Annotated in this window: 17 protein-coding genes; 6 read left to right on the top strand and 11 right to left on the bottom strand. The window is 71.6% G+C overall.

Going from position 1 to position 16,045, the window contains the following annotated elements:
* Positions 1-24: 24 nt before the first annotated feature.
* The 3 genes from QFZ82_RS31640 to QFZ82_RS31630 all read right to left on the bottom strand — a co-directional run bounded on the left by QFZ82_RS31640 (position 25) and on the right by QFZ82_RS31630 (position 2,785).
* Positions 25-696: a methionine ABC transporter permease gene (locus QFZ82_RS31640; RefSeq protein ID WP_307716391.1), complete on the bottom strand. Its 672-nt coding sequence runs from the start codon at positions 694-696 to the stop codon at positions 25-27.
* Positions 693-1,754 (bottom strand): methionine ABC transporter ATP-binding protein, encoded by a 1,062-nt coding sequence (locus tag QFZ82_RS31635; protein WP_307716390.1) that lies wholly within the window; start codon positions 1,752-1,754, stop codon positions 693-695. The genes QFZ82_RS31640 and QFZ82_RS31635 overlap by 4 nt, the downstream gene beginning before the upstream one ends.
* Positions 1,755-2,137: 383 nt before the next feature.
* Positions 2,138-2,785, bottom strand: a complete 648-nt coding sequence (locus tag QFZ82_RS31630) for an HAD family hydrolase (protein WP_307716389.1) — start codon at positions 2,783-2,785, stop codon at positions 2,138-2,140.
* Between the two features lie 85 nt (positions 2,786-2,870).
* Between QFZ82_RS31630 and QFZ82_RS31625 the strand changes: the two genes are divergently transcribed.
* Positions 2,871-3,230: a hypothetical protein gene (locus tag QFZ82_RS31625; RefSeq protein WP_307716388.1), complete on the top strand. Its 360-nt coding sequence runs from the start codon at positions 2,871-2,873 to the stop codon at positions 3,228-3,230.
* Positions 3,231-3,232: 2 nt separating this feature from the next.
* Positions 3,233-3,661 carry a hypothetical protein gene (locus QFZ82_RS31620; protein ID WP_307716387.1) on the top strand — a complete coding sequence of 143 codons (429 nt, stop codon included), beginning with the start codon at positions 3,233-3,235 and terminating at the stop codon, positions 3,659-3,661.
* Here the strand turns inward: QFZ82_RS31620 and QFZ82_RS31615 are convergent.
* The 3 genes from QFZ82_RS31615 to QFZ82_RS31605 all read right to left on the bottom strand — a co-directional run bounded on the left by QFZ82_RS31615 (position 3,658) and on the right by QFZ82_RS31605 (position 6,123).
* Positions 3,658-4,161: a GNAT family N-acetyltransferase gene (locus QFZ82_RS31615; protein ID WP_307716386.1), complete on the bottom strand. Its 504-nt coding sequence runs from the start codon at positions 4,159-4,161 to the stop codon at positions 3,658-3,660. The two genes, QFZ82_RS31620 and QFZ82_RS31615, sit on opposite strands and share 4 nt — an antisense overlap.
* A gap of 36 nt (positions 4,162-4,197) precedes the next feature.
* On the bottom strand, positions 4,198-4,743 hold the full coding sequence (locus QFZ82_RS31610; RefSeq protein ID WP_307716385.1) for a sigma-70 family RNA polymerase sigma factor: 546 nt from the start codon (positions 4,741-4,743) through the stop codon (positions 4,198-4,200).
* A gap of 228 nt (positions 4,744-4,971) precedes the next feature.
* On the bottom strand, positions 4,972-6,123 hold the full coding sequence (locus QFZ82_RS31605) for a glycerophosphodiester phosphodiesterase (RefSeq protein ID WP_307716384.1): 1,152 nt from the start codon (positions 6,121-6,123) through the stop codon (positions 4,972-4,974).
* Between the two features lie 230 nt (positions 6,124-6,353).
* Here QFZ82_RS31605 and QFZ82_RS31600 point away from each other — a divergent pair, with 230 nt between their 5' ends.
* Positions 6,354-7,043, top strand: coding sequence for a 1-acyl-sn-glycerol-3-phosphate acyltransferase (locus QFZ82_RS31600; RefSeq protein ID WP_307716383.1), 690 nt, complete (start codon positions 6,354-6,356; stop codon positions 7,041-7,043).
* A 171-nt stretch (positions 7,044-7,214) separates the two neighbouring features.
* Here QFZ82_RS31600 and QFZ82_RS31595 read toward each other — a convergent pair whose 3' ends face one another.
* Both QFZ82_RS31595 and QFZ82_RS31590 read right to left on the bottom strand, forming a co-directional pair.
* A complete protein-coding gene (locus tag QFZ82_RS31595) occupies positions 7,215-8,759 on the bottom strand; it encodes an MFS transporter (RefSeq protein ID WP_307716382.1) in 1,545 nt (514 codons plus the stop codon).
* Entirely contained in the window at positions 8,756-9,307 is a 552-nt protein-coding gene (locus QFZ82_RS31590) for a TetR/AcrR family transcriptional regulator (RefSeq protein WP_307716381.1), read from the bottom strand. The genes QFZ82_RS31595 and QFZ82_RS31590 overlap by 4 nt, the downstream gene beginning before the upstream one ends.
* 609 nt (positions 9,308-9,916) lie before the next feature.
* Between QFZ82_RS31590 and QFZ82_RS31585 the strand changes: the two genes are divergently transcribed.
* Entirely contained in the window at positions 9,917-10,423 is a 507-nt protein-coding gene (locus tag QFZ82_RS31585) for an HAD domain-containing protein (RefSeq protein ID WP_307716380.1), read from the top strand.
* 12 nt (positions 10,424-10,435) lie between these two features.
* Here QFZ82_RS31585 and argH read toward each other — a convergent pair whose 3' ends face one another.
* Entirely contained in the window at positions 10,436-11,869 is a 1,434-nt protein-coding gene (gene argH / locus QFZ82_RS31580) for an argininosuccinate lyase (RefSeq protein ID WP_307716379.1), read from the bottom strand.
* A gap of 166 nt (positions 11,870-12,035) precedes the next feature.
* Complete coding sequence (locus QFZ82_RS31575; RefSeq protein ID WP_307716378.1) at positions 12,036-13,232, bottom strand: argininosuccinate synthase; 1,197 nt, start codon at positions 13,230-13,232, stop codon at positions 12,036-12,038.
* Between the two features lie 145 nt (positions 13,233-13,377).
* On the opposite strand from QFZ82_RS31575, the gene QFZ82_RS31570 reads away from it, so the two are divergent.
* A complete protein-coding gene (locus QFZ82_RS31570) occupies positions 13,378-14,802 on the top strand; it encodes a hypothetical protein (RefSeq protein WP_307716377.1) in 1,425 nt (474 codons plus the stop codon).
* A gap of 41 nt (positions 14,803-14,843) precedes the next feature.
* Entirely contained in the window at positions 14,844-15,443 is a 600-nt protein-coding gene (locus QFZ82_RS31565; RefSeq protein ID WP_307716376.1) for a pyridoxamine 5'-phosphate oxidase family protein, read from the top strand.
* 49 nt (positions 15,444-15,492) lie between these two features.
* Here the strand turns inward: QFZ82_RS31565 and QFZ82_RS31560 are convergent, their stop codons facing one another.
* A complete protein-coding gene (locus QFZ82_RS31560) occupies positions 15,493-16,038 on the bottom strand; it encodes an arginine repressor (RefSeq protein ID WP_307716375.1) in 546 nt (181 codons plus the stop codon).
* Between the last annotated feature and the right edge of the window lie 7 nt (positions 16,039-16,045).

The following is a 16,045-nucleotide window of genomic DNA, read 5'->3' as shown; positions in this document are numbered from 1 at the left end:
GCTGTTTGGGTGGACGTCCGCGGGTCAGCCCGCGGCGTGTCCGCGGCGGGCCAGCAGCCGCACGACTGTGTCGCCGACGAGCTGCACGACGGTCACGAGTGCGATCAGGATCACGACGGTGACGAGCATGAACTGCGTCTCGAAGCGCTGGAAGCCGTAGGTGACGGCCTTGGAGCCGAGACCTTCGCCGCCGACCGCTCCGGCCATCGCCGAGTAGCCGACGAGGACGATCACGGTGGTGGTGACGGCCGCGACCAGCGAGGGCAGCGCCTGCGGGAGCAGCACCTTGCGGACGATGGTGGGGATCGAGCCGCCCATGGACTGGACAGCCTCGACGAGCCCGTGGTCGACCTCGCGGACCGCCGTCTCGACGAGCCGGGCGAAGAAGGGGATGGCTCCGACGGCGAGCGGCACGATCATCGCGGTGGGGCCGATGAAGGTGCCGACGACCAGGGTGGTGAAGGGGATCAGCGCGATCAGCAGGATGATGAACGGCAGCGAGCGGCCGACGTTCACGATCACGCCGACGACCTTGTTCACCGGGGTGTTCTGCAGCAGTCCGCCCTTGTCGGTGAGGACGAGCAGCACGCCGAGCGGGAGTCCGCCGGCGACGGTGACGAGGGTGGACCACAGCACCATGTAGAGCGTGTCGAGCGTGCCCTGGGTGAGCAGGGGCTGCATCTCGGACCAGGTCACTTCGCGACCTCCTCGACGAGTGCGGTGGCCTGGGCCGGGATGGCGGCGGCGGTGTCCGCGTCGACGACGTCGACCTGGAGGCCTTGTTCGCGCAGGAAGCCGACGGGGACGACGTTCTCCTCGTAGCGGCCGGGGAGTTCGATGCGCATCCGGCCGATCTGCTTGCCGCCGACGGTGTCCATGGCGGCGCCGAGGATCGAGATGTCGACGTTGTACGTGCGCGAGAGCTGGGAGATCACCGGCTGGGTGGCGGCCTCGCCGTGGAAGGTGACGTCGACGACGGTGCTGTCGGGGCCGGAGGCGTCGCCGCTCACCGGGAACAGTTCCTGGGCGAGCTCGGAGCCGGGGGTCGCGAGCAGTTCGCTCACCGTGCCGGATTCGATGATCTTCCCCTTCTTCATCAGGGCGGCGGAGTCGCAGATGGTCTTGACGACGTCCATCTCGTGCGTGATGAGCAGCACCGTCAGTCCGAGCTGCTGGTTGAGGTCGCGCAGCAGCTGGAGGATCGAGCGGGTCGTCTCGGGGTCGAGGGCGCTGGTCGCCTCGTCGGACAGCAGCACCTTGGGGTCTCCGGCGAGGGCGCGGGCGATGCCGACGCGCTGCTTCTGTCCGCCGGAGAGCTGGCCGGGGTACGCCTTGGCCTTGTCGGCGAGGCCGACGAGGTCGAGGAGTTCGAGCGCCTTGCGGGAACGCTCGGCGCCGGACACGCCGAGGATCTCCAGGGGCAGTTCGACGTTGTCCTTGACGGTGCGCGAGGACAGCAGGTTGAAGTGCTGGAAGACCATGCCGATACGGCTGCGGGCCTCGCGCAGTTCCTTCGACGCGCGCCTGCCCCGGCCGGCGAGCGCGGTGAGGTCCTGGCCGTCGACGCTCACCGTGCCGGAGGTGGGGCGTTCGAGGAGGTTGACACAGCGGATGAGCGAGGACTTCCCGGCGCCGCTGCGGCCGATGACGCCGAAGACCTCGCCCTCGCGGACATGCAGGTCGACGCCGTCCAGAGCGGTGACTTCGCGGCCTCGCGATGAGTAGACCTTGGTCAGGCCCTTGGTGGTGATCACAGGGTTTCCGTCACTGTCGAGTGCGCGGCGCGGTGTCCGCCGGGCACGGGGCATTCGTTTCAGACAGCTCTTCGCGCTGCGGCCTTCTCGGCTGGTGGCCGGGGGCGAGGCGTGCGCGGGCAGGCTCGGTCCGGGGCGTTCTCCGTGGCTGCGGGGACGATCGGACGCGGCGCGGCTGTCGGTCTCGCTTCGGGGCGCGAGGCGGTCAGGGACCCTCAGAAGGCGCACATTCGACACATACAACGAGCACCGGGCGTCGTGATCGCCTCGGTCGCAAGGGTGCGGCTGCTCGTCGTGGTCATGGCTGCAAGTAAAGCAGACACACACGCGAGGAAACCGGCCGCGTCCGCTATGCGGACACAGCCGGCACGCTATGTGGACGCTTACGCTCCGGTCCGGATCGTCACGCCGGCCGCCGTCACCTGCACGGACACCGCCGACAGATCGGTCACGATCACGTCGGCGACCAGCTCGTCGGCGCGATGCGTTGTGGTCAAGGCCACGGTGCGCATGCCGGCGGCACGCCCCGAGGCCAGCCCGGCCGGGGCGTCCTCGAAGACGACACAGCGCGCCGGGTCCGCGCCGAGGCGCCGGGCCGCGAGCAGGTACGGCTCCGGGTCGGGCTTGCCGCGGGTGATGTCGTCGGCGGCGACGGTCGTCTTGGGCGTGATGCCCACCTCGTCGAGCCGCGCCTCGGCGAGCCGCCGGGTGGCCGAGGTGACGACGGCCCACCGCTCGGGCGGCAGCTGCGCGAGGAGCGCGAGCGTGCCGGGCAGTGCGACCACCGACCCGGCGACGTCCTCGACCTCCAGGGTCTCGATACGGGCGACCGCCTCCGGCACCGCATCGGCGGGCAGCAGGTCGGCGGCTATCTCGGCGGCGGGGCGGCCGTGCAGCTCGACGCGGGCGAAGTCCTCCGCCGTGATTCCGTACTCGTGCGCCCACTTGGTCCAGCAGCGGTCGACCGACTCCAGGGAGGAGACGAGGGTTCCGTCGTTGTCGAACAGCAGGGCTTCGGCGTGGATCTCCATGGCCACGACCCTAGGGCGCGGTCGCCGGCCCCTCGGGCCGGGGTCGCGCGCAGCGCGCCCCTCGCGCCGTAATACGCTCGAGCCCATGCTCGACGCCCTGACGATCGCGGTCGCCGTGACCGCGCTCGCCCTCGCCTCGTGGTGCGGATTCGCCGCGTACCGCGATCAGCCGACCAAGGACTGGCATTTCATCGGCATGGCCGTGGTGTCCGTCCTGGCGCTCGCCCAGCTGGTCGTCGGAGTCGTGCAGCTGGCGCGGGGCGAGAAGGCCGACGAGGGCACGGCCATTTTCCTGGCGTACCTCATCGGATCCGCGCTCGCGGTGCCCGCCGCCGGGTTCCTGTCCTTGGCGGAGCGCACCCGCTGGGGTTCGGCGACCGTGGCGGCCGGCGCCGTCGTACTCGCCGTCCTGGAAGTACGGCTCCACGACATCTGGGGAGGCTGACGATGGCCGGGCCCACGACGGAGACCGAGCGGACCAGGCTGGTGCGGGGTCCGGGGCTGCTGCTGGTGTGGCTGTACGGCGTGATGTCCGTCGGTGCCGTGTCGCGCTCCGTCTACCAGATCCTGACCGACTTCGGCAGCGCGCCGCTGGCGCACGTGCTCTCGGCCGTCGCCGCCGCGGTGTACGCGTTCATCACGTACACCCTGGTGCGCGGCGGGGAGACGGCCCGCAGGGCGGCGCTGGTGTGCTGCGCCGCCGAGCTCGCGGGCGTACTGATCGTGGGGACCTGGACGATGGCGGAGCCGTCCGCGTTCCCCGACTCGACGGTGTGGTCCGGGTACGGGATGGGCTACCTCTTCATCCCGGTGCTGCTGCCGGTGACGGGAATGCTCTGGCTGCGCCGTGCGCGCAGCCGGAGCGCGGCCGCCTAGGCGCTCGCGGCGAAGGCGCCGGGCGTCTGCTCCTTCTCCAGCGTGACCAGCGTCAGGCGCGGGCCGACCTCCTCCGTGGAGACCGGTAGGTATCCGCGGCTGCGGTAGAGGCGCAGGTTGCTCTCGCTGCGGTGGCCGGTGAAGAGCTGGAACCGCTTGGTGTCCGGGTCTCCGGCGAAACGCGCCTCGATCGCGTCGAGCAGCCGGCCGCCGAGTCCGTGGCGCTGCATCCGCGGGTGCACGATGAGCTTCGCGATCCTGGCCGTGCCGCTCTCGTCGACGCGGCCGCGCACGGAGGCGACCACCTCGTCGCCGAGCCTGGCCACCAGCGCGTGCCCCTGGGAGATCTCCTCCCGCAGGTCGGCGAGGGTCTGGGTCAGGGGCTCGATGCCGTAGTCGCCGTAGAGCTCGGCCTCGGTCTGGTAGCACAGGTACTGGAGTTTGAGGATGTGCTCCGCATCGTGCTCACCCGCCGCTGAGATGGTCACGCTCATGCCCATGTGCGCATGCCTCCCGCTCACCTGTCCGCCGGTTGTCTACCGCTCCTTTCCCCGATGTTCAGGAGCCGCAACCTCTGCCGCGAGCATTCTGCGCAGACATCCCAGGCAGCGGGAACGCATCGGCCCCAGACTCCCCTGTGACATTCCCAACGTCCCTGCGATTTCGCGGTAGGTGGGGTCCTTCGGGGACAACATCGCAGTCAGCAGCCGGGGACAGTTCCCTGGGGTGCGGGCGACGGCGGCGCGCAGCGCGCGCCGGCGCTCCGACCGCAGGGCGGCGGGCTCGGGGCCGCCGGACGGGTCGGCGGCGGGGCCGTCGGCGGGTTCGTGACGGTACGGCAGTTCCCGGGCGGCCGTACGGCGGGCACGGCGGGCCTCGGCGCGGACGGCCGCCTTGACCCAGCGGGCGACGTCCGGCGGCGGGCCGTCGTCGTCGAGCCGCTCCAGCAGCCGTACCCACACGGCCTGTTCGAGGTCACCTGCCTCCAGGGCGGTGCCGGGCGCCTCCGCGGTGGCCTCGGCGCTGACGAGCGGGCCGAGGACGCTGACGACATGGGCGGGGGTTTCGTCGAGAACCGTCATGCCCGGCCTGACGTCCGCCTGGGGGCCCGCGGTTTCGGAGAGCGGGCGCCATCACTCGTACGGGGGCCGTCGCCTGTGGCCGAAGCCGCCGGGGAGCGGCGATCGGCCGTCAACCGGACTCCGGTCGCCTGAGACCGACGGGAAGGACCCGGCAGCCCGTGACGGGCGGCCGGGTCCGCGGGGTCCGGGTGTGGCGTGACCGGACCCCGCCGGCGGGCCGGAGGCTCGTCAGGCGGTGAAGTCCGCCACCGCGAGCAGGCCCGTGTCCGGGTTGTCGGTGAAGATGCCGTCGATCCCGGTCGCCAGATACGCCTTGTACGCGCCGAAGACGTCCCCGTAGGCGTTGGGGTCGGTGCCGCGGCGGAAGTCGGCGGGCAGGAAGCTGTTCTCGTTGCGCATCGTGTACGGGTGCACCACCAGGCCCTCGGCGTGCGCGTCGCGCACGAGCGTCGTGGCCTCGGTCAGGCGGCCGTTCGCGTCCTTGGGGATGACGAGGTCGAGCAACGGGCCGATGCCCTGGGCGAATCCGGCGATCCAGACCAGCCCCTCGGGCGTGACCAGGTCGGCGACGGTGCGCGGGTCGCCCGACTCCCGGAAGTCCCACGGGCGGTCGTCGGGAGTCCACAGCAGGACGACGCGCGGCGTGCCCACGAGCCGCGCCATGCGCTCCATGCTGGTGGGCTCGAAGGACTGCAGGAACGTCGGCGAGTCCGCGCGATGGCGTCCGTAGCGCCGCAGCAGCTTGGCCAGGCGCTCCTCGAGACCGAGCCCGATGCCCCGGAAGTAGGTGGGGTGCTTGGTCTCGACGTGCAGCCACACCGGGCGGCCGCGGCGGCGGCCCTCGTCCTCGGCCCAGCGCAGCACCTCCTCGAAGGTGGGCACGGTCCAGCGGCCGTCGTAGAGCGTGTTCTCCTGGCGGGTGCCCGGTATGCGCTCCTTGGCGCGGAGCGTCTTCAGCTCGGCGAGCGTGAAGTCCTCGGTGAACCAGCCGGTGATGCTGACGCCGTCGACGGACTTGGTGGCCCTGCGCGAGGCGAACTCGGGGTGCTGGGCGACGTCCGTGGTGCCCGTGATGTCGTTCTCGTGACGGCATACGAGATGACCGTCCTTGGTGGGCACCAGGTCCTGCTCGATGACGTGCGCGCCCATGTCGAGGGCGAACTGGTACGCCCCGAGGGTGTGCTCGGGCCGGTAGCCGCTGGCCCCGCGGTGCGCGATCACGGCGGGCACGGGCAGTCCCTTGTACGTCGGGCCGCCGCCGGGGCGCTCACCGGCCTGTGCCGCGCCCGCACCTGCGCCGACGCCGAGAACGGCCGTACTCAGAACGGCGGCTCCCAGAATGGTTCGGCGTGCCGGACTGCTGCTCGCACCCTGTGTCATGAAACGTTCCTCCATGTGATGTCCCGCACCTGTCGAGCGTCGCCCGATCGTAGGCAGCCGCCCCTTACCCGCGGCAGACCCTGGGCGAACACCGCAAAAACGCGCGTCAACAGTGCGTATCACCTTCGTGAACCCGATGTGCGAGGGGCGCGACCCGCGAGTATCGTCCTCACCTGCACAGACTCACGCACCGCATGCAGCGACTGCGCCGGCCATCACCGTCCCGTCCCATGACACCGGAGGACCCGTTGTCCCGCTTGACGCTCATCAAGGCAGTGCTTGGGCCGTTCCTGCGCCTGATGTTCCGCCCCCGCGTGGAAGGCGCCGAGAACATTCCGGGGACGGGGCCGGTGATCCTCGCCGGGAACCACCTCACCTTCATCGACTCGATGGTGCTGCCCCTGGTGACCGACCGTCCGGTGTTCTTCATCGGCAAGGACGAGTACGTCACCGGCAAGGGCCTCAAGGGCCGCGCGATGGCATGGTTCTTCACCGGCGTCGGCATGATCCCGGTCGACCGCGACGGCGCCAACGGCGGTGTCGCCGCGCTGATGACGGGCCGCCGGGTGCTGGAGGAGGGCAAGGTCTTCGGCATCTACCCCGAGGGCACCCGCTCCCCCGACGGCCGTCTGTACCGGGGCCGTACGGGCATCGCGCGCCTGACGCTGATGACGGGCGCGCCGGTGGTCCCCTTCGCGATGATCGGCACGGACAAGCTCCAGCCGGGCGGCGCGGGCCTGCCGCGCCCGGGCCGGGTGACGGTCCGCTTCGGCGAGCCGATGGAGTTCTCGCGCTACGAGGGGATGGACCGCGACCGCTATGTGCTGCGGGCGGTCACGGACTCGGTGATGGCGGAGGTCATGCGGCTGTCGGGCCAGGAGTACGTGGACATGTACGCCACGAAGGCGAAGGCGGCCTGAGCCTGTCGGGGAGGGCCCGGGGCTCCGTCCCCGGGCCCTCCCCCTACGGCCTGGCGGCCGTGGGAGGGACCCCCACCTACGCCCTGCGGGCGTGGGGGACCCCCAGCGCCTCAATCGTCGGCGGGGCTGGATTCCACGGAGCGAAACAGCTCGCCCGGCGGCCCCCGTGCGTCAGTGCTCCACGCCGTCAGCCAGCTTCTGCCCCCGCAGCAGGAACCACGCCGCGGCCGACGTCGCCAGCAGGACCACCGCGCCCGCGCCCGCCGCCGCCCGCAGGCCGTCGACGAAGGCCTCCTGCGCAGCGGCCAGCAGCGCCGCCGCTTCGCCGTGGGGCAGGCGGGCGGCCGCCTCCACCGCGCCGCCCAGTGACTCGTGCGCCGCCGACGCGGTGGCCGCCGGCACTCCGGCCGGGGTGACGAAGCCGCTGTAGACGCCGGTCAGGACGGAGCCGAGCAGCGCGATGCCGAGCGCCGCGCCGAGTTCGTAGGCGGTCTCGGACACCGCGGAGGCCGCGCCCGCCTGCTCCTTGGGCACGCTGGAGAGGATCACGTCGGCCGTGACGGTGAACGAGAAGCCCGCGCCCGCGCCGACGACCAGCAGTGCCGCGCCCAGCATCGGATAGCCGGTGGACTGGCCCAGGAACGTCAGCGCGGCCAGTGCCAGGCCGACGGCGGCCAGACCGCCCGCGACCACCGACCGTACCGAGAAGCGCCGGGCCACGGTGCCGGCGACGAGTCCGGTGGCCACCGCGCCGATCGCGGCGGGCAGCTCCGCGAGTCCGGCCTCGAACGGCTGCCTGCCCTGGACCAGTTGCAGGAACTGGGACAGGAAGAACACCAGGCCGGACAGGCCCAGAATGGTCAGCAGGTCGGCGAGGACCGCGCCGGAGAAGCCCCGGTTCCGGAACAGCCGCATGTCGAGCAGCGGTGCGGGCAGCGTCAGCTGCCGGCGTACGAAGCCGTACAGCGCGGCGACGCCGATCACCGCCGCGGCGCCCGCGACCGGACTGGGGCCGTGGCTCGCCGCCTCCTTGATCGCGTACACGACGCCGACCATGCCCACGAGCGACAGGGCGACACTGGCAAGGTCCCACGGACCGGCCCCCGCGTTCCTGGACTCGGGCAGCAGCTTGACGCCGACGATGACCAGGACGGCCATCACGGGCAGGTTGATCAGGAAGACGGAGCCCCACCAGAAGTGCTCCAGCAGGAAGCCGCCGACCACGGGTCCGACGGCGGCGCCGGCCGAGGCCATGGCGCCCCAGATGCCGATGGCGAGGCTGCGCTCCTTCGGGTCGTGGAAGATGTTGCGGATCAGGGCCAGCGTGGACGGCATCAGCGTGGCGCCCGCGACACCGAGCAGCGCCCGGGCGGCGATCATCATCTCGGGGCTGGTGGCGTACGCGTTGAGCACGGACACGGCGCCGAACGCGACCGCGCCGCCGAGCAGGAGCCTCTTGCGCCCGATGCGGTCGCCGAGGCTGCCCATCGAGACGAGGAGTCCGGCGATGACGAAGGAGTAGACGTCACCGATCCACAGGAGCTGGTTGCCGGTCGGTTCGAGGTCCTCGCTCAGGAACGGGGTCGCGAGGCCGAGGACGGTCGCGTCGACCGCCACCAGCAGGACGGCCAGCACCAGGACGGAGAGCGCCAGCCACCGCCCGGGGCGGTACACGGTCTCGTCCGCCCTGGTCGTGGGCCGCAAGGTGCTGATCATGTCTTCACACTCCGTCGAGCTCCGCCGAGCAACAGCTCGGCGGTCATGTACTGGAAGTCCTTCTTGGCGACGCGGCCGTCCATGACGGCCCACGCGCAGGAGCCGATCAGCGCGTACAGCGCCTCGGTCAGCCATGCGGGCGGGAGATCGATGCGGAACTCGCCCCGCTCCTGGCCGCGCCGGAAGTACGCCGCGACCCGGGCGTCGAGCCGCGACCAGCCCTCGTTGACCTGGTCCCCCTCGAACAGCTGGCTCTCGCTGTAGAGGAAGGCCAGCAGATCGGCGGCGGGCTCCATCTCGGCGATCAGCCGCCGCAGGCCGTCGCTCGCGTCTCCCTCGTCGAGCCGCGCCCGGTCGAGCGCGCCCTCGAACTCCTGGATGCCGAACGCCTCGAGCGCGCGGACGAGTGCGTCGCGGCCGGCGAAGTGGCGGTGCAGCGTGGCACGGCCGATGCCGGCGGCCCGGGCGACCTCGTCCATGGTGGCGGTCGATTTCCGGGACAGCAGGGCGGCGGCGGTACGGAGTACCTGTTCATGATCCATGGCCATGAGACGATGATAAGCCATATGAGACATTAATGTATCATTCAATGCACGAGTGTCCCATCAGGCCGTAGGTCCAGGGCGCCTCCGTCGGGCCGTGGTGTCCGGCCCCTTCCGTGCCCGGTCCCGGACGAGGAGCCGGTGGACGCGGCGCGGGTCGAGCGGGTGCTGACGACGACCACGGCGGGAGCGGTGCAATCGCGCTGTCCGGCACGGACCTCGCCCGGATGCGGGACGCCGCTCGCTGTTGCCGGAGGCCTTCGCGGCCGAGGACCTCGACGCCGCGGTCACCGTGCCGAACCGGCTGCCGGCGCTCAACGCCGGTACACTGCGCCTGACTTCGCACGGCGGCACCGCGGAGGTCCCCCCACCCGGGCCGCGACGACGCCCCGTGGGGTGAGTGGTTCCTCGCGTCGTCGTGTCTCGCGCCGACCGTCCTGATCCGGGGCCCCCGGCGGTCACCCTCCGCACCGGCCGGAACGTCTTCACCGTCGTCGGCAGCGGCCCCGCCCATCGCTCCTGCTCACACCGCTGCGCCACCCGCGAACGCGTGGCCGCCCACCGGCGCGCCCGCGCCCGACCGCCCCGCTGACTTTCCCAAGGAGACGGCTGCCCGTGAAACCCCTGCTGCTGATCGACGTCGACGGCCCGCTCAATCCGTACGCGGCCCAACCCGAGCGCAGACCGGAGGGATACGGCACGCACCGGATGCGCCCGACCGGCTGGACGGACGGCAAACCGCTGCGGGTGTGGCTCAACCCCGGTCACGGCACCGAGCTGCTCGCCCTCGCGCGGTGGTACGACCTGGTGTGGGCGACGACCTGGAAGGGCGAGGCGAACGACTGGATCGGGCCCCGGCTCGGGCTGCCGGAGCTGCCGTTCGTCGACTGGCCCCAGATGCACGGAAGGGCGCCGCGCGGCACCTTCTGGAAGACGCAGTACATCCTCGAGTACGCGGCGGGGCGGCCCTTCGCCTGGGTCGACGACGACATCACGCCGTACGACCACGAGTACGTGGAGCAACAGCACCTCGCCGCCGCCCTGTTGCTGCGCGTCGACGAGCGGATCGGGCTGACCCGGCCGGACTTCGACGCGCTCGCGGACTGGGCGGCGGCGCTGTAGTGCTGCGGGCCGTCAGCGCTTGGCCTTGGCGGAGGCCCAGGCGTGCTGTATCACCAGATCGGCCTTGACCTCGTTGAGCTGGACGGCGACCGCCGAGGGGGCCGTGCCGCCGCGGCCGCTGCGGGAGGCCAGTGCGCCGGGCACGTTCAGGACGGTGCGGACCTCGGGCGTGAGGTGCGGCGAGATCTTCGCGAACTGCTGGTCCGTCAGCTGGTCGAGCTCGATGCCCTGCTGCTCGCACTCCTTGACGCACTCACCGGCGACCTCGTGTGCGACCCGGAACGGCACGCCCTGCTTGACCAGCCATTCGGCGATGTCGGTGGCGAGCGAGAAGCCGGCGGGAGCGAGTTCCTCCATGCGCTCCCGGTTGACGGTGAGCGTCGCCATCATCCCCGTGAACGCGGGCAGCAGGACCTCGAGCTGGTCGCAGGAGTCGAAGACCGGCTCCTTGTCCTCCTGGAGGTCGCGGTTGTAGGCGAGCGGCAGTGCCTTGAGCGTGGCGAGCAGGCCGGTGAGGTTCCCGATGAGGCGTCCGGACTTGCCGCGGGCGAGCTCCGCGATGTCGGGGTTCTTCTTCTGCGGCATGATCGACGACCCGGTCGAGAAGGCGTCGTGCAGGGTCACGAAGGAGAACTCCTTCGTGTTCCAGATGATGACCTCCTCGGCGATCCGGGAGAGGTTCACACCGATCATCGCGGTGATGAAGGCGAACTCGGCGACGAAGTCGCGCGAGGCCGTTCCGTCGATCGAGTTGCCCGCGGAACCGCGCTCGAAGCCCAGGTCCTTGGCCACCGACTCCGGGTCGAGCCCGAGGGAAGAGCCGGCCAGCGCGCCGGAGCCGTACGGGGAGACGGCGGTACGGGTGTCCCACTGGCGCAGCCGCTCCGCGTCGCGGGACAGGGACTGCACGTGCGCGAGGACGTGGTGCGCGAACAGAACGGGCTGGGCGTGCTGGAGGTGCGTACGGCCCGGCATGGCGACGTCCGGGTGCGCCTCGGCGAGGCCGACGAGGGCGTCCTGGAGGTCGGCGATGAGCCCCCCGATGATCCGGGCGTGATCCCGCAGGTACATCCGGAAGAGCGTGGCGACCTGGTCGTTCCGGGAGCGGCCGGCGCGGAGCTTGCCGCCGAGGTCCGGGCCGAGCCGCTCGAGGAGGCCCCGCTCGAGTGCGGTGTGCACGTCCTCGTCGGCGATGGTGCCGGTGAACTCCCCGGAGGCGACGTCCGCCTCCAGCCGGTCCAGGCCGGCCAGCATGCGCGTGAGCTCGTCCTCGGTGAGCAGGCCCGCCTTGTGCAGCACGCGCGCATGGGCACGGGACCCGGCGATGTCGTACGGCGCCAGACGCCAGTCGAAGTGGACCGACGCCGACAGCTTCGCCAGCGCCTCGGCGGGGCCGTCGGCGAAGCGGCCGCCCCAGAGCCGGACGTCACCGTTGTTGCTGCTCACAGCTGTTGCTCCTTGGGAGGGTTGTGATGTGCGGCCTCCCCCGGAGGTCGCCCGGGGGACACCGCCCCCGGCCTTGCCGGACTGTCCGGGGAGGCGGTCTGTACAACGCGTGCGGGTTACGCGAGGTCCCGTCACGACGCGTGCGGGTTACGCGAGGTCCCGTGGGCTACGCCCGCAGATCACGCCGCGCCGCGATCTTCTGCGACAGGCCGAAGATCTCGATGAAGCCCTGCGCCTTGGACTGGTCGAACGTGTCGCCCGAGTCGTAGGTGGCGAGGTTGAAGTCGTACAGCGACTCGTCGGACTTCCGGCCGGTGACGACGGCCCGGCCGCCGTGCAACGTCATCCGGATGTCGCCGCTGACGTGCCGGTTGGCCTCGTCGATGAAGCCGTCCAGGGCCCGCTTGAGCGGCGAGAACCACAGGCCGTCGTAGACCAGCTCGCCCCAGCGCTGCTCGACCTGCCGCTTGTACCGGGCGAGCTCGCGCTCGACGGTCACGTTCTCCAGCTCCTGGTGGGCGGTGATCAGTGCGATCGCGCCGGGGGCCTCGTACACCTCGCGGGACTTGATGCCGACGAGCCGGTCCTCGACCATGTCGATCCGGCCGATGCCCTGGGCGCCGGCCCGCTCGTTGAGCTGCTGAACGGCCTGGAGCACGGTGACGGGCTTGCCGTCGACGGCGACCGGGACACCCTCCTTGAAGGTGATGACGACCTCGTCGGCCTCCCGCGGCTCCGCCGGGTTCGAGGTGTACTCGTAGATGTCCTCGATCGGCGCGTTCCAGATGTCCTCCAGGAAGCCGGTCTCGACGGCCCGTCCGAAGACGTTCTGGTCGATGGAGTACGGCGACTTCTTGCTGGTGGCGATCGGAAGCTGCTTCTCCTCGCAGAAGGCGATCGCCTTGTCCCGGGTCATCGCGTAGTCGCGGACCGGGGCGATGCACGTGAGCTCGGGCGCGAGGGCGACGATGCCGGCCTCGAAGCGCACCTGGTCGTTGCCCTTGCCGGTGCAGCCGTGGGCGACGGTGGTGGCGCCGTGCTTCTTGGCGGCGGCGACGAGATGCTTGACGATCGCCGGCCGGGAGAGCGCGGAGACCAGCGGGTAGCGGTCCATGTAGAGCGCGTTGGCCTTGATCGCGGGGAGGCAGTACTCCTCGGCGAACTCGTCCTTGGCGTCCGCGACCTCGGCCTCGACAGCACCGCAGGCGAGAGCGCGCTTGCGGATGACGTCCAGGTCCTCGCCGCCCTGGCCGACGTCCACGGCGACCGCGACGACCTCGGCGCCCGTCTCCTGCGCGATCCAGCCGATGGCAACGGAGGTGTCCAGGCCGCCCGAGTAGGCGAGTACGACGCGCTCGGTCACGGGGTTCTCCTTACGGTGCGATCACTGACAGGTATAACTATGCAGAGTTCCGTATGTTTTGTCAATCGACCCGGAAAAGCGCTGGTCCCGGCCGCACAACCTCCCTAGGCTCGGCACCCACCACGGACGATCAGGGGGAGAACAGATGGGCTGGGGCAAGCGATGGGACACGTCGGCGGGCCGTGAAGCCGTCGGCCACCTGATGCGGGGACTCCCGGCGAGCCACGTCCTCGACTTCGACGACCCGGACTGCTGGACGGCCCTCGACCACGCGGTGCGCGAGCTCGGCCGGTACGGCAGCGAGCCGGCCGACCGGCTGAGGGCTCAGCCGGAGACCGCTCTGTGCCATCCGGACGGACGGGTGAGGGAGGCGGCCCTCGCCGCGGGAGGCAGCAGTCCCGCCTTCTGGCACCTCACCGTCATCAGGTGCGCCGACTGGGTCGAGCCGGTGCGGCTGCGGGCCCGCCGGATGCTCGCGGAGCACCTCCGGGCCGAGCCCGAGGCCGCGCTGCGCACCCTGACCCCGCTGGTACTGCGGGTCGGCCGCCGCGAGCTGGGGGTGTGGGCCCGTGAGCTGTTCGAGGAGACCCTGCGGGCCGCGCCGCACCTCGCGCTCGCCCGGCTCGGCGGGTTCGGCCGGGACACCGCCGCCCGGCGGCTCGTCGCCCGCGTCGTCCTGGACCACGGCCTGCTCGGGGCACGCGAGCTCGCGCGGCACGCGGCCGACGACCTGGACCCCGTCCTGTGGCGGTGGTGGTCGGACGCGGCGCTCGCCGCGATGGCGGCCGAGGGACCGGACGACGAGGCCGTCGACATCCTGCTGGGCGCCCATGCGCCGCTCGTACGGTCGGCCGGGGTGACCGCGCTGCGGCGGGCGGGCCGTGCGGACGAGGCGGCCCGTCACCTCACCGACCGCTCTCCTCTGGTGCGCGCCTGCGCCCGCTGGCTCGTGAGCGGGAGCGGCGGGGACCCGCACGCCGCCTGCACGGAGCTGTGCGCCGACCCCGGCGCGCTCGTGCCCTGGGCCGTGACAGGGCTCGCCGAGTGCGGCCGGCGCGAGGACGCCGCTCTGCTGCGCGGCTTTCTCACGCACCCCGTGGCGGGGGTGCGCGCCCAGGCGGTCGCCGGTCTGCGACTGCTCCAGGCGGTCCCCTGGGAGGACGTACACCCGCTGCTCGACGACCCGTCGGCGGCCGTGGCCCGCGAAGCGGCGCGCGCCCTCCTGCCGTTCGCGCGCCGGCTGCCGGCGGAGGCGCTCCTCGCGCGGCTGTCGCCCGAGCTGCCCGCGCACACGCGCCGGGCGGCCTTCCGGCTGCTGAAGGCGCACGGAGGTGTCACCCAACTGCGCGCCGCTGTCCGCCTGTTGTCCGACGCCGACCCCGGTGTGCGGCGGAACGCGGCAGCCACCGTGCAGGAGCGTCGCTGGCTCGAGGAGCTGCCGTACGCGGACCTCCGCGCGGACGAGGGCGGTGTGCGGGCGGAGTTGGACGCGCTGCTCGGGCGGTGCACGCATCTGTTCAGCGACTACGTGATGAACGTGATGCGCGGCCACCTGGGTCTCAGGCTCTGAAACCACCGGTGGGCGCCGCACCGCACGGCGATAATTCCCCCATGGGAAAGACGCATGAGCACATAGACGGACGACTCCGTGCCTTCATCGAGGCCCAACCGCTGTTCTTCACCGCGACCGCGCCGCTGTCGGAGGACGGCACGGTCAACCTCTCCCCCAAGGGCCTGAAGGGGTCGTTCGCCGTCATCGACGAACGGACCGTCGCCTACCTCGACTTCGCCGGCAGCAATGCGGAGACGATCGCCCACCTCCGCGAGAACGGCCGCATCACGCTGATGTGGTGCGCCTTCCAGGGGCCGCCCAACATCGTCCGCGTGCACGGGCGCGGCGAGGCGGTCTTCCGCGACGACGAGCGCTGGGCCGGGCTGCTCGCGCACTTTCCCGGGATCGATCCGTCACCGCACGGGCTGCGCGCCGTCATCGTGGTGACGGCCGAACTGATCCGGGACACCTGCGGGTACGCCGTGCCGTTCATGACGTACGACGAGGACCGCGATCTGCACGGAAAGCGGTTCGCGCGCGAGGACGACGCGTCGCTGGACGCGTACTTCGCCAAGAAGGAGCACATCGCGGCCAGCATCGACGGCCTTCCGGGACTGCCGCTGCCGCTGCCGCCGCTGCCCCCGGTGAGCACGCGCTGAGGCACAGCGCGGCGCGGCACCCGGCCGGGGAGTGCCGCGCCGTATCGGTTCAGCGCTCCTTCTGCGCGAGCCGCAGCAGATGGTCCGCGAGAGCCTGCCCGCCGGCCGGGTCGCGGCTGATCAGCATCAGGGTGTCGTCACCCGCGATCGTGCCGAGGATGTCGTGCAGTTCGGCCTGGTCGATGGCCGAGGCCAGGAACTGGGCCGCGCCCGGCGGCGTACGCAGCACCACGAGATTCGCCGACGCCTCCGCGGAGATCAGCAGCTCAGCGGAGAGGCGCCGCATGCGCTCCTCCTTGGCGGACTCGCCCAGCGGCGCCTGCGGAGTGCGGAAACCGCCCTCGCTGGGCACCGCGTAGATCAGCTCGCCGCCCGTGTTGCGGATCTTCACCGCGCCCAGCTCGTCGAGGTCGCGGGAGAGCGTCGCCTGCGTGACGCTCAGCCCGTTGTCCGCGAGGAGCTTGGCCAGTTGGCTCTGTGAGCGCACCGGCTGGCGGTTGAGGATGTCCACGATCCGGCGGTGGCGGGCCGTGCGGGTCTGCGGTACGGCGGGGCCGCCGTGCTCACCGTTTTCGGCGTACCGGGCATCGGTCATCGTCGTC

It is taken from the genome of Streptomyces sp. V4I23, assembly GCF_030817975.1.
Lineage (GTDB): Bacteria > Actinomycetota > Actinomycetes > Streptomycetales > Streptomycetaceae > Streptomyces.
This window is presented reverse-complemented; position numbering and strand designations above follow the sequence as displayed.